General features: G+C 54.2%; 10 protein-coding genes. 1 reads left to right on the forward strand and 9 read right to left on the reverse strand.

Translation table 11 applies throughout. The features are described from left to right. Positions 1–95: 95 nt before the first annotated feature. The gene (locus tag GT003_RS27405; protein ID WP_161704015.1) at positions 96–1,946 is read right to left on the reverse strand and encodes an ABC transporter ATP-binding protein; all 1,851 of its coding nucleotides are present in this window, start codon (positions 1,944–1,946) and stop codon (positions 96–98) included. Beyond that, on the reverse strand, positions 1,927–3,666 hold the full coding sequence (locus GT003_RS27410) for an ABC transporter ATP-binding protein (protein WP_161704017.1): 1,740 nt from the start codon (positions 3,664–3,666) through the stop codon (positions 1,927–1,929). The genes GT003_RS27405 and GT003_RS27410 overlap by 20 nt, the downstream gene beginning before the upstream one ends. 806 nt (positions 3,667–4,472) lie before the next feature. Here GT003_RS27410 and msrA point away from each other — a divergent pair. Beyond that, positions 4,473–4,991, forward strand: a complete 519-nt coding sequence (gene msrA / locus GT003_RS27415) for a peptide-methionine (S)-S-oxide reductase MsrA (RefSeq protein WP_161704019.1) — start codon at positions 4,473–4,475, stop codon at positions 4,989–4,991. A gap of 397 nt (positions 4,992–5,388) precedes the next feature. Here the strand turns inward: msrA and GT003_RS27420 are convergent, their stop codons facing one another. From GT003_RS27420 to GT003_RS27450, 7 genes are all read right to left on the reverse strand, one after another. Beyond that, positions 5,389–7,608: a golvesin C-terminal-like domain-containing protein gene (locus tag GT003_RS27420; RefSeq protein ID WP_161704021.1), complete on the reverse strand. Its 2,220-nt coding sequence runs from the start codon at positions 7,606–7,608 to the stop codon at positions 5,389–5,391. Between the two features lie 489 nt (positions 7,609–8,097). Further along, a complete protein-coding gene (locus tag GT003_RS27425; RefSeq protein ID WP_161704023.1) occupies positions 8,098–8,514 on the reverse strand; it encodes a YkvA family protein in 417 nt (138 codons plus the stop codon). A 232-nt stretch (positions 8,515–8,746) separates the two neighbouring features. Next, entirely contained in the window at positions 8,747–9,787 is a 1,041-nt protein-coding gene (locus GT003_RS27430; protein ID WP_161704025.1) for a stalk domain-containing protein, read from the reverse strand. 390 nt (positions 9,788–10,177) lie between these two features. Beyond that, on the reverse strand, positions 10,178–11,062 hold the full coding sequence (locus tag GT003_RS27435; protein ID WP_161704027.1) for an aldo/keto reductase: 885 nt from the start codon (positions 11,060–11,062) through the stop codon (positions 10,178–10,180). Positions 11,063–11,076: 14 nt separating this feature from the next. Next, entirely contained in the window at positions 11,077–11,484 is a 408-nt protein-coding gene (locus tag GT003_RS27440; protein ID WP_161704029.1) for a Rieske (2Fe-2S) protein, read from the reverse strand. A gap of 18 nt (positions 11,485–11,502) precedes the next feature. After that, positions 11,503–12,585, reverse strand: coding sequence for an amidohydrolase family protein (locus GT003_RS27445; RefSeq protein ID WP_161704031.1), 1,083 nt, complete (start codon positions 12,583–12,585; stop codon positions 11,503–11,505). Between the two features lie 22 nt (positions 12,586–12,607). Continuing rightward, positions 12,608–13,273 (reverse strand): MBL fold metallo-hydrolase, encoded by a 666-nt coding sequence (locus tag GT003_RS27450; RefSeq protein ID WP_161704033.1) that lies wholly within the window; start codon positions 13,271–13,273, stop codon positions 12,608–12,610. Positions 13,274–13,604 lie beyond the last annotated feature (331 nt).

Raw genomic sequence — 13,604 nt, forward strand, 5'->3', positions numbered from 1 at the left:
CCTAATGAAAAAAGGAGCACTCGTCGCATCGATTGCGGTACTACTAATGTCCAAAGGTTTTTTCCTGGTCTATTGTCTGATATACAGTCGCTTGCTTATTGTTTTACCGCTGACCGATGCTCGGACTGACCATGATACAGATCACTATATAGCCCCTGTTTGCCTAACAGCTCTTCATGAGGCCCCTGCTCCACCAGACATCCTTCCTTAAGCACCAGAATGCGGTCAGCCTCGCGGATCGTGTTCAGCCTGTGGGCAATGACGAAGCTCGTTCGCCCCTCCATCAACCGCTTCAAGCCCTCCTGGATTTTGATCTCGGAAACGGTGTCGATGCTGCTCGTCGCCTCGTCCAGCACGAGAATGGCCGGATCCTTCAGAATGGCGCGCGCGATGGCAATTAGCTGCCGCTGTCCCTGACTGATGCCGCTGCCATCGGCAATCAGCACCCGGTCATATCCGCCGGACAGCCGCATAATGAATGAATGGGCATTGGCGAGTTTAGCGGCTTCTTCCACCTGGCTATCGGTGGCATCGAGCTTGCCATACCGTATATTGTCGCGGATCGTTCCTTCAAACAGAAAGGAATCCTGCAGCACGAATGCCATATGGGAGCGGAGGCTTTCCCGCCGAATCGTCCGGATATCCCGCCCGTCCAGCGTGATCGTCCCCTCACTCGTATCATAGAAACGGGAGAGCAGTTGAATAAGCGACGTCTTGCCGGCCCCGGTAGGACCGATGATCGCTATCGTTTCGCCAGGCTTCGCCTTAAAGCTGATCTCCTTAAGCGTATTTCTTCCCTCCTCGTAAGCGAAGGACACCTTATGGAAGACGACCGCACCTTGTACAGCATCAAGCGTAAGCGCTGCACGCTCATCCGCGTCTTCTTCCTGTTCATCCAATACTTCGAACACCCGCTCTGCCCCGGCAATAGCGGACAAGAGCGTATTCCATTGGTTCGCCAAATCATTAAGAGGCCTTGTAAACTGCCGGGCATACTCGACAAAAACGATAATAACCCCAACGGTTATCGCCCCCCGGATGGCCAAAATGCCGCCGACACAGGCAATAATCGCAAAGCTCAGATTGTTGAGACCGTTCATCAGCTTTGGAATGAAGCCCGATATTGTCTGCGCCCAGAATCCCGAATGCTTGATGCGCACATTGCGTTCATGGAACGCTTGGATAACCCGCTCTTCCTGGGAGAACGCTTTGATAATCCGCTGACCGGACAGCGTTTCTTCCACAAATCCATTCAATTCTCCCAAATTCCGCTGCCGCTCCCTGAAAAGCGCGCCTGTCCGCCGCGTAATCCACCGCATGCCGAGCGCCATCAGCGGAACCACCACAAAGGTGAGCAGCGTAAGCAGCGGACTGAGCAGCAGCATGACAACGACCGTGCCCGCCAGCATCAGCACGCTGGACAACAGCTGGATCGCCGAGCTGTTGAGCGTAGAGCTCACGCTGTCGATATCGTTGGTCATGCGGCTCATGAGATCGCCCTGCCGGTTTCTCCCGAAGAACGGGATCGGAAGGCGGTGCAGCTGCGCGAAGAGATCGGTGCGCATCCTCAGCACGGTTTCCTGGGCGATCTGGATCATCCAGATATTTTGCAGCCAGCCCACAATGGACTGAAGCACGTAGACACAGGTCAATCCGAGCAGAAACAGCAGCCATGGCCTGCCGCCCGGTCCCTCCAGATAATCGTCAATCGCCATTCCGATCAGATACGGACCGAGCAGCGTGAGCCCGCAGCTTACAATAACCAGCAGCATGACCAGCGACAGCCTGCCTCTCCGGCGGGACAGATAATGCCATATCCGTCTGAGCGTTCCCTGCCAGTCCTTAGCCTTGGCTTTGGCCCGCCTGTCCGCTGGAGAAGCGTCGGGATCGGCATCTTTCACGCGCGGCCCGGGATACCGGAAGGGTTCACGTAAAGCTTCCCACATGCGCTACCCCCTCCTTCCCGAACTGGGATTCATAAATACGCCGGTACAAGTAGTCGCTGGCCAACAGCTGCCCGTGGCTTCCCTGCGCAATGAGACTGCCCTCGTCCAGCAGCAGAATCAAATCCGCCCCAATCGTGGAGCTGATCTTCTGCGTAATCAAGAGCGTCGTGCAGGACATACCCTTGAGCGCCTGCAACAATGCCGCTTCCGTTTGGACGTCAAGAGCGCTGGTGCTGTCATCCAGCAACAGAATAGCCGGCTTGCGGATCAAGGCGCGGGCGATGGACAGCCTTTGCTTTTGCCCCCCGGAGAGATTGATGCCCTTCTGTCCAAGGAGGGTATCGTACTGATCCGGCAGCTTCTCGATCGTCTCGTGAATTTGCGCCAGCCTGGCCGCTTCCATCACCTGCTCCATGCTGGCATCCTCCAGGCCCCAAGCGATATTATCGCGTATAGTGCCCGAGAACAGCAGTACCTCCTGGGACACATAGCCGATGGAGCGGTGCAAATATGCCATATCCAGCTCGCGGACATTCCGTCCGTCGATGCGGATGATCCCGGCGGTTTCCTCATACAGGCGCAGAACAAGCTGCATCAGCGAGGATTTCCCCGAGCCGGTAGCCCCCAGGATCGCCACGGTATCCCCCGGACGGACCTTAAAGCAAATATCAACCAGCACGCGAGTTTCTGAGTGCGGGTATTGGAAGGAAACATTTTCGAACTCTATGCCCCCTTCACACTGCCCTTCGGTATTCCGGCCCGGCCTGACCGGCGCTTCGCTGTCCGTGCTGAGTGCTTCATCAACCCGCTGGGCAGACGCACGGGCTCTGGAGAAGGCCGCCACGATCATGGAGAAGGCCGACAGGGCACCCGCCGTGCGGAGCGAATAATTCACGATCGCCACCACCTCGCCCGCAGTCGCTTTCCCCATGCTTATTTGCTTATGCCCAAACCACAGCACGGCAATAATTCCTGCGTTCATGATCAGCAGAATAAAAGGCATCGTAATCTCCGTCAGACGTAAAGCGGAAACCGTGCTCCCCATGAGTTCCTGGCTCAGCCGTGCAAAACGGCCCGCTTCTTCCTTACGCCGGACAAACACACGAATCAGCCGCATGCCGCTCAGATTCTCCTGCATCACGCGGTTCAGCGTATCCAGTTTCATTTGAACCCTTTTGAATAAAACGGAAGCTCTCTTCATGATCCAAATGACGAATACGAGCAGTGCGGGAACGGTCAGGGTAAGCAGGAATCCCAGCTGCACATGTACGACAAGCGCCATAATGATGCTCCCGATGACAACAAGCGGCATGCGCAGCATAAACCGTAATCCCATGAATACCGTATCCTGAAGCTGCGTAACATCATTTGTTAACCGAGTGATGAGGGATGAGGTGGCAAAGCGATTGAAAACCGGATAAGCGAATCCCTGCACCTTGGTGTAAAGGGCCTCCCGTACATCGAACGCAAACCCCTGACTGGCATGCGAGGCAAAAAAAGAGCTCAGAATACCGGCGATGAATGCGGCAACCGAGCCCCCTACCAATATTCCGCCCCACAGCAGCACCACCGACGTATCCTTTTGCGAAATACCTTCATCAATAATGACCGAAATCAGATAAGGCTGAATCAGCTCCACCGCCAGCTCGACCAGCACCATAACGACAGCCATGCCGGCTGCAATTCGGTATTTCCCTAAAAAACGCAAAATATTGGTCATGCCTGTGTTCCTCCGCCAAGTTATGAACTTTTTACCTTTGCACGCCGTTTTTCCAACGTCATTCCACCATCGCCTCGTTGTCAGCTTCCTCTGAGCGGCCAGTCCCTGCATTCGTTTCTTTCGTTCATTATAAACAAGTTATATGCCTTATGGCGATTGGCAAATCGATAAACTTGCGGTCGATAGTAATATTAAAAGCCGCTTTCAGACGGCCGGAGGGGAATTATTACTTTGTACAAACGTATGAGGAACAGTTTCGCCGCATCGGAGTCACGCAAAAAACGGTATAAGCGCTCCATTCTCTGCACTATGTCTGTTTCGCTTATATTTCCATATCCGTGCTAGAGTTGATTAGAACTGTGCCCTCTAACCAGGCAATAATCTACTGCACTATGAACGCCGAGAGCGTCTTATTGGTTGTGATTGCTTTTATGAAAAACCCTGAAGAAGCGCTCTTAAGGTCCATGCGGGGTGTAGGCAATACCGTTTTTATGGTTTTTGCCTCCACTCTTATGGTGCTTATGGTTTTTGGACCGGATTTAGCAGCCAGAATGAGATTTTCTTATTTTTTGTATGTAAGAACCATACGCACGAGATACCGTGTTGACCATCAAGTGCATTCTAATGTGAGTAGAAATACTGAACAATGACATAATATACATGTCAACAAAAGAGAGACATTGCCATTCCAATGCGGATATGAGACTCCTAGACATGGAGTTCGAGGATGACCGATATGCAGCTTGGTTCTAGTCCTCCTTTGTGCGGCTACGGCAGTTATCTCGATCAGATTGAGGAGGTTTAACATGCATCAACGCGCTGTACTCGCTGGGGGATGCTTCTGGGGAATGCAGGACTTGATCCGCAAGCTTCCCGGCGTCGTCTCGACTCGCGTCGGCTATACTGGCGGCGACATTCCGAACGCGACCTATCGCAACCATGGCACTCATGCGGAGGGGATCGAAATCGTCTTCGATACAGCGGAGACGAGCTACCGGCGCATCCTGGAGTATTTCTTTCAAATCCACGATCCTACGACGCGGAACCGTCAGGGCAACGATATCGGCACAAGCTACCGTTCGGCGATCTACTATACGAGCGACGAGCAGAGAAAGGTGGCGGAGGAGACGATCGCCGACGTGAACGCGTCGGATCTGTGGCCGGGCAAGGTCGTCACCGAAGTGACGCCTGTCGGCGACTTCTGGGAAGCAGAGCCGGAGCACCAGGACTATCTGGAACACTATCCGAGCGGCTACACCTGCCACTTCCCGCGCCCCAACTGGGTCCTTCCCAGGCGGGAGGCCGGTGACGCCCCCGTCAAGTAGACAACAATGAAATAAGAGCTCAAAGCAGCCTTAGTTTGGTACTCCACCGGACTAAGGTTGTTTAATTAACTTCTAAAACTGCTTATGGGTGTTAAAGTGTAAATGCACCAATGAACCTCATCGATGAGCTGCTTCTGAAAAATCCTCCCTCGGCTGTACATTTATCTTCATCTGTTCATCTTCGATATATCATCGAACATATATCCCTTGACCAGTAAAAGATTCCTCACGAAACGAACAAGTTCTTCTCAATTTCGGTAATGGGATCAAGTTCTTGTCAATGAATGTCGACAAGAACTTCATCCATAAAAGTTGGTGGCTTTGGTTGCTTACGCGTTCGGCGCCGGCGCGGGAAGGCCAAGGGCGCGAAGTCCGCATGGCCTCGAGGCACCGGAGATCAATCCAGCACGGTCACGACGAAGTTGTCGAACACGGCCGTTTGCTCGAATGTGCGAAGGCCCGCGTAACCGGATGTCAAGCCGGCATCGGTAACGGCGAGCTTCCGGATGCCGTTGACGTATCCGCTGATCGAGCCGCCGCGCAGCTCGAGGCGCAGCTGGTACCAGGCTCCCGGGCTGGCTATCAGCCCAGCCTCGCCGAGCTTCGTCCAGCTGCCGTTTATTTTCTTGTACAGCTGGACTTTGTTTTGCCCGTAATTGATGCGCAGGGTGTAGTAGCTGGAGAAATCGGCGCTCGCCCGCGCGATCAGTCCCGACGAGGAGTCCGCGTCTGTGCGGTCGTACGCCTTGACGGAGGCCGTCACGGCGACGTCGGCGTAGGCGTCCCCTGCTCTCGTTTCCGCGATTCCGCGCGCGGACTGCTTGAGCGTCTGCGAGAGAAGCGTTTTGGCGACGTCGACCGCTGGGGACCAGGCGCCGCCGGAGGCGGTCCAGCCGTCCGTGCCGGTCCCTTGGAAGCGATCGCCGTACGCGACCGGTTCGAGCATGACCGCATCGGCCCGCGTCACGTTGCCGGAACCCGCGACGGTGCCTGCCGTCAGCTTCACGTATTGGTCGGCCCCCGCCGCGAAATATGGGGTGTCGATCAAGCGCCACTGCCCCGTGATCGTGGTTTGGTTGACGGCGGGGATCGTGTCGGTCACGCCGTTGTGCCGCACCGCGTACGCGACGCTCTGCGATGACGTTTGATGATACGGATAACGCACATAAACGTTGTAATAGCCGGGTTCGCCAACCTCTAGCGTCCATGTCGCCGTGCTTCCCGCCGAGTTGCTGTAACGGGAGCCGCCGCCGTAGCTGCCGGACAGCGTGCTGTCCCCCCATGTTCCCGTCTCCGCATAACCGCTGCCGCCGTTATCGGCGACGATCGCTTCCTGCGGCTTTATCGGCCCGATCACGTTGGAATACGGCGAATAGCCGCCATCGGGGCTCTTCGCCTTCACCCGGTAGTAGTAGCTGGTTCCCGGAAGCGCGGACGCATCGTCCGCGATCGGCACGGAAGCATTGTAGTCGTCCGGCGCCGTTACGTCGTCCGTCACGTCGGCGGTAACGACGCTCCACGGGCCGGACGGCGAAGCCGCGCGTTCGAGGTCATACGCCGCCGAGGTCGAGGCGCCTAACCAGGAGAGCGCGTGCACGGAATCGGCCGGGAACAGAATCGGCGCAGTCGGCACAGTCCATGCCGGGACCGGTATGCCTTTGATGGCATACGCATACTGACGGAGCTGATTGAAGATCGCCGTTTCGTTCGCCCAGTTGCCGCTCGGGAAGCCGGGATAGCGCAAGTACGACCAGTCGCCGACCGGCGGCCAATGCCATCCGCCCATTTTATGGTGGGACATGCTGCCCCAGACCATCGCGCCGGCCGTGCCGTTGCTTTGTACGGTTTGCAGCAGCCGCTCGTTGACCTCCGGCGTGAAATCGCCGAATTCCCCGATGAAGAGCGGCTTCTTGCCCTGGGTCGTCGTTCGCCATTCGTTCAGCTTGGCGATGGGATCCGAATAATTGTGGTATAGATAGATATGCGGATCAATAAAATCAATATTAGGGTCGTTCAGCGCATTGGCCCTGATTCCTTGAGCGCGTACATATCCGCCGTCGCCGACGAGGTGATTGGCATCCAGGCTTTTGACATAAGCGGCCATTTCGCTCGTCCAGGCGTCGGTGGACCGCAGTTCGTTGCCAAGCTGCCAAGCCAGAATGGCTTTATCGTTCTTGTACGGCACCTGCGTATACGTGTTGACTCGGTTCAGGACGAACCGGATGAAATCCTTGAAGTCCTGCCGGATGACCGGATCGGTCCAGAAATCATCGGCGCTTTTGCCGCGGAAAGCCGCCCAATCCGGCGTGCCGCCGACATAGTTGTAGCTGTCCACAAAAGGTACGATCAGCCGGACGCCGTACGCGTTCGCCAGCTGAAGCATTTTGTCGAACAGCTTAAAGGCGCTCTCGTCGTACAAGCCGGGTCCCATGACGTGGCGGAAGGCTCCCGGTGGGTCGCCGGCCATTCTCACCTCGAATGGATACAGACGGATGACGTCGATGCCCGAACGGCTCGCTGCCCGAATCTCATCCTCGATTTCGGCCGGATCGGCCCATGCCCGTTCCAGGAACGGAGCGTTCGTGCCGATGAAACGATACTCGGCGCCGCCGTCCATGAGTTTATCGCCAGATCGCGTAATATAATTCTCGGCGCCTCCCCAGGCCCTGTCCGCGTTACTTGACGACAGGCAGACGGCGAGCACGATAACGAAAAAAGCGCAGTACCCGTTTCAATCCTTTATTCATGTGCATACCCCTCCAGTTGTAAGCGCTTTATATTTTGCGCGGCATCGTTCCGCGCTGATCGTCCGAACTGCCGCATCCCTCCCCCTTTCGAGATCCAAAGCCGAAGCGTCCGCACCCTATGGTATGCGCTTCCATTAACGATATATGCTGGATGGGGCGAATAAATGAACGGCGAATGTCCCGAGTACGGTTGGCGAATCTGGCGCTTGGGGAAATACGAGTCAATTGAAGAGATAGCGAGTAATCAGGGGGAGCGGGTCAATAGCGATTAAAAGCGTTTTATTTGCGATGGCGCAGCCAATAGCGGCTACCGTTTCTTTTTGCCTTTTCAGCTAGCGTCCTCCGTTAGGGTTCAATAGTTATTTGACCAGTCCGTAGAAGTACCAGGCACACCAAATTGCTAATGCAAACCAAATAACAATGATGAAAGTGCCTGCGATCCAATTCTTAGGCTTTCCAAATTTTATTTGCTCCTCTGCCTTTGCTCGGAATTCTTCAAGCACTTCTTTAGGGAAAAGTCGAAGTGCTATGTAAACACCTAATGGCACAATAATTAAATCATCTAGGTATCCAAGAATCGGTATAAAGTCCGGGATCAAATCCACGGGACTAAACGCATATGCAACTACACAAATGGCAGCTATTTTCGTGAACAAAGGTATTCGCGGGTCACGATATGCAAAATACATGACCATCAAGTTTGATTTTAGTTTCTTCGCCATAGTCTTCAATCTATTAAATAATGATTGCTTTTTAACATTCGCTTTAGCGTCCATTGACAAACATCCTTTTGAGAGTCTAAATAATACCGTCCTTTATTCGGTTTCTTCATTGATGAATCCTACCCGTCCCTCGGTTTTAATAGTTTATCTCTGCGGAGCAGCTGCGGTTACCTCCCTTTTCTCCTGATAGAACGTAAGCATGAAACATACGGCAAACAAGGCTGGCGCATGCGCCAGCCTTCGAACCGCTTAATTACATGGGCTAATATAAAGGATTAGAATACGTTTAGAACACCCTTCGGGCCGTCACGAACCGGTCCTTCCACTGCCCGTCGAAATCCTCGATATGGACCCCCAGCTTGTCCGAATAGGTATGCAGAATTTTGCCGTCCCCGGCATAGATTCCGACGTGGCCGATATCGAGACCCCTCGCGCTGAAAAAGAGCAGGTCGCCCTTCCGCAGTTCTGCGAGCTTGACTTCTTGGCCCTCCTTTGCCTGCTCGTACGAGATGCGCGGGAGATCGATTCCGAGCACTTCCCCGAACACGCGTTTCACGAACGAAGAGCAATCGAAGGCATCGGTTTGATCGGTAGCCGCGCCGAAATGATAATGCGTCCCGATGAAGGACGCCCCATACTCGATAAGCTCGTCCGCCTGCTGCATCCTCAATTCCGGACTCGCATAATTCGAATACTTGAGCTTGGCCGACATGAACCCGATCTTCCCGTCCTCCGTCTGCACCTCGAGCCACTTCGCGTTGAGGGCGCGGATGACGTGGATCCGCTGTCCTTTCGCGAGCATCCGGACGACGGAGGCATCCGTTTCCGAACCCGGTTCGGTTCTCAGGTTAACGCCGTATGTAATTTCGGTTTCGAGCGTATGTATGGACGATATGCTGATGGACCGGTCGTATGCGTGCCATTGAACGACGTTACCCAGCAATTCGCTGACGAACCGCAGCGGTACCATGGAGAAGCCATTGATTAATTTCCCGGGATTAGCAAGCGCCAGCTCTTCCCCGTTCTTGTAGGCCAGCTTGTCACCCAACCGGTAAGTAATCAGCGTATTGTCTTTTGTCGCGGTAATCGTTTGCGCCTGCTCGTCCCAGTTTACCTTTGCCCCTTCCGCCTCGAAAATCGGGCGCACGGGCACGAAGCTGACTCCGTGCTCGATCACGGGCGGCGCGGCAAACGCCAGCGAACGGCCATCCAGCAGCAAGGATGGCGGCTGTGCCGCTTCCGCATGGGCGCGATGGGCTTGGACCGTCGTCGTCGTCGTCAGCATCAGCAACGCTAAGGCTGCGCATTTGATTGTACTTTGTTGCATCTATTGGACACCCTTTCCAAGCGAGATACTCTATAGACGCGATTCGATTCGATTTGTTCTGACTTTTGGAAGGATGGTCGATTTTTCCAGTCCCCGGCAGCTTATTTTTTATCTCTTATCTCCCGAAGAATAGCTTCAATTCCTTCCATCTTCCTTAACGTTTGACCTCCATTTTTGGAAATGGAATCAAGTTTTTGTCATTTGGTTTTGACAGGAACTTGATCCCATAAATAACACGATTTTCGCGGCTTTTTATGACCGACAGAAGTCAACAACGCATTGATTTAACGCAGCATGTTGTCCGGATATCAATGCAAAGAACCCCGTCAGCGAATGACGGGATTCTTGCTATCTTATCCAATGATGCTGTTTCAGCCTGCCATCATTCATTCACAATCCGTTAAATGCATCGTCGGTTTGATAAATTTTCGCCGTTAATCTCGGGAGCTCGGCGATATCGAAGGACGGCTCATACCGGTTGACCAGCTCCACGTTCTGCTGAACCTCATGCGGCCAGCGCATGCCGACATTGATGACGCCCACCCTTGAATCGGACAGGACGAATTTCAGGCATACTTCATACGGATCCGCCGCTTCGATCCATCTCGGTTCCAGCTGTCCGAGCAGCCTTTGCAGGATACCGGATGTCATGGGCCTCATGACTGCAACCCCGATACCCTTATCCTTGGCTTGGTCTAACAGATGCAGCGAAGCGGACTGATATATGAGGCTGTAGTTGACCTGAACGAGGCTGAACATCCCCGTATCCATCAAATCCAGCGCCGAATAAGCGTCCTCCGTCGTGAGGCCAAGCCAGCGTACCTTTCCTTGTTCCCTAAGGGTCAGCAGCGCGTCTAGCGGGCCTTCGTTCAAAATATGCTTCGTATCCGTACCGGAATACGTGCCGCCATGAAATTGAATGACATCGACATGGTCGCATTGCAATCGCTTCAGGCTCTCCTCGACACTCCGGATGACAGCCGCCTTGTCTTGACCGTGCGCCGTCACCTTCGTTGCCAGGAAGCATTCATCCCGCCGGGTTCGCATGACTTCGCCGATGATCGACTCGCTGTGGCCGTTCCCATAGCTCGGGGCCGTATCGACATAATTGATGCCCGCATCCAATGCGGCATGGATCGTGCTTATCGCCGTCTGCCTTCCCTCCATGCCGTAGGGGTCCCACCCTCTAGCCTTGTTAACCCCTGCAAATACATAACCGCCGACTGCAATCCGGCTCACGTTAAGCCCTGTTTTCCCCAAGACCGAATATTTCACAAGCCTGCCCTCCCCTACATGTGCACGACGATTTTACCGGATTCTACCGTGACGGGATACGTTTCCAATTCCCCGGTTTCGCCGGCTTCCTCAGCTTCAACCGTCACATCGTAGGTTTTGACCAGACATTTGTGCGGGTCGAAGATCGACTTGCCATTCGTAATATCAAACTCCCAACCGTGCCACGGGCAGATCAGGATCTCGCCCTCCCGGCCGTAGACGTATTCGCCGGGCCGCGATGGCAGCGTCATGCCGGTTACGGTACCGACGCAAAGCGGCGCACCTTGATGCGGGCAGCTGTTCTTGAGTGCGTAATACGTATTGTTCACATTAAATACGCCGATCGGGCGCCCTTCTACGACCATCGTTCTTCTTGTTCCCGCCGGAAATTCGGCGACTGCTCCGATAACATGCTTTCCCATGTCAAGCGCCTCCTTGATCTAGAGCTTATAGAATTCAAGCGCATTTTCAAAAAAAATACGACGGCGCAGTGCTTCCGGCAGCTTAGGAAATGCGCGGGTCGGGGAGTCGAAATCCCAGTGCGGATAATCGCTGGAAAACATAAGTAAATGCTCGGCGTCCATCATGTCGAAGATTTGCAGCAGGTGGTCGTCCTTGTCCGGTCTTTCCAGGGGCTGCGACGTAATCCGCACATGATCGCGCAAATATTCGGTCGGCCGGCGTTTCAACCAGGGGACCTCGGAGCGAAGCGCCTTGTATTCCGCATCAAGCCGCCACATTAAGGGAGCTAGCCAAGAGACGCCGCCTTCGACAAGGACGATCTTGAAGCCCGGAAACCGCTCGAATACGCCTTCCGTCATAAAACTCACCAGATGAGACTGAAAACCAAGCGACAAACAAGTATGCCATTCAATGTAATGGGTCGGGTACCCCGGAGACGGCTGCGTGTTGATTCCCATTCCATCGGTACCGGGATGAATGGCGAAGGGCAGCCCGAATTTCTCGCAAGCCTCATAGATCGGATAGTACTCCCGCTGCCCGAACGGGGATCGGGCGCCGGAATCAGTCATCACCTGCACGAAATGCGGATGTCCCGCCCAACGCTCGATTTCGCGCGCGGCAGCCAGCGGATCCTGCGTGTTTACGGTGATCGAACCTTTGAATACGCCATCATGATTGTATTTGCTCAACCACGTGTCCGCAAGCCAGTCGTTATAGGCAGCTGCGATTGCCGTGCCGAAATCGGGATCGGGGTGCAGATTGCAGAAAGCGCGCGGCATGAGTATCGCATACGCATGGCCGTATTCGTCAATGAGCTGTTTCCGGAGGAAGTCCGGGTCGGAGCCCGATGAACCTCCCTGCGGCGGTCTTGCGTCCACGCGGTCTCCCTGCACGGGATTTCCGAAAAAGCCGCGTCCGCCACCGTTATAGCGGTCCCGCCAAGGCTTCTTCATGTAGGAGCGGATTTCCTCCGTGCTTCTGGGGTAAGGGTGCACGTCGCAGTCGATGAGTCCTGTCCGAATTGTCTTCTGTTCGACCTTCGTATCCGTCTGCTGCTCCATCTTTCCGTTCGCCTCCATTATGTTATGATCGCTTATTCATAAAATAATTGTCATGGCCGGGAACTATGATATCCGCAATCCGCGCGATGCCGTCAATGGACTTTACTGCCGCTTCCGGATCGGTCGTATTAAAGTAATAATCGCGCGCCAGATAAAAGTCCTTGGTCATTGCCGCATCTCCGGCCACGACCACCGTCAACCCCTCGCACGCAAAGACAAGCGAGCCATGTCCCTTGGAATGTCCGGGCGTAGGCAAAATTTCAATTCCGGGCATCAAGCTTCGATCCACCGGAATCAATTTCGTCAATAAGAGGGACTCGGGACTTTCCGCCGGAACTTGCCCGCGGCAATGTTCGATTTCACGCTCGGGCATGAACCACTTTGCATGCGGAAAAGCTTCGATGCCGTAGCGGTGATCGCCATGAAAATGCGTAAGAAACACATCCGTGATTTGCTCCGCCTTCAAGCCTGTACGCTGGTCCAAGACCTGGAGCATTTCTTCAGGCGGGCAGCTCGGATCCACGATGATGGTTCTTCCGTTCGTTCTGATCAAAGTGCAGGTACAGCGGGGGGAACGGTATCCCTTATCGGACGATTCGCCCCAGAATTTGTTTCGGCTTAAGTAGCCGATCGTCAATACGTCCCACTTGATTGGTCCATCGAAGCCTTGACCGTCTATCGCATCCATTTTCCTCAGCTCCCGGAGATCGGTCTTCTTCTAAAATACGGCCTGCAGCTCGCCACCTGGTTGAATGTTCATCAATTGCATGCTTCACATCGACTGTTCGTCACGCTCGAGAAAGCGCTTTAAGTTCTATGCACCCCGGACTTTGTCATCGCATTCAATCAGGGGCATCGCTCCTTTCGCAATTCTATTCATTTAGTATACAAGAAACGGGAGAATTCCTTAAGAAGTGAAATGTTTGTCAGTTACTTACCTTTAGGTTACTAAGGAAGTCATGAATCCGTCTTTATTTATCGTAGTTATCATGTGACGTTAAACCATTGTCCAAACTAAG

This window comes from Paenibacillus sacheonensis (assembly GCF_009909195.1).
Classification (GTDB): Bacteria; Bacillota; Bacilli; order Paenibacillales; family Paenibacillaceae; genus Paenibacillus_Z; species Paenibacillus_Z sacheonensis.

Bases quoted from the DNA above. Each gene is read 5' to 3' on its own strand.
- GT003_RS27430 (WP_161704025.1), bottom strand. From the start codon at position 9,787: ATGCAACAAAGTACAATCAAATGCGCAGCCTTAGCGTTGCTGATGCTG.
- msrA (WP_161704019.1), top strand. From the start codon at position 4,473: ATGCATCAACGCGCTGTACTCGCTGGGGGATGCTTCTGGGGAATGCAG.
- GT003_RS27440 (WP_161704029.1), bottom strand. From the start codon at position 11,484: ATGGGAAAGCATGTTATCGGAGCAGTCGCCGAATTTCCGGCGGGAACA.
- GT003_RS27425 (WP_161704023.1), bottom strand. From the start codon at position 8,514: ATGGACGCTAAAGCGAATGTTAAAAAGCAATCATTATTTAATAGATTG.
- GT003_RS27450 (WP_161704033.1), bottom strand. From the start codon at position 13,273: ATGGATGCGATAGACGGTCAAGGCTTCGATGGACCAATCAAGTGGGAC.
- GT003_RS27410 (WP_161704017.1), bottom strand. From the start codon at position 3,666: ATGACCAATATTTTGCGTTTTTTAGGGAAATACCGAATTGCAGCCGGC.
- GT003_RS27420 (WP_161704021.1), bottom strand. From the start codon at position 7,608: ATGGACGGCGGCGCCGAGTATCGTTTCATCGGCACGAACGCTCCGTTC.
- GT003_RS27405 (WP_161704015.1), bottom strand. From the start codon at position 1,946: ATGTGGGAAGCTTTACGTGAACCCTTCCGGTATCCCGGGCCGCGCGTG.
- GT003_RS27445 (WP_161704031.1), bottom strand. From the start codon at position 12,585: ATGGAGCAGCAGACGGATACGAAGGTCGAACAGAAGACAATTCGGACA.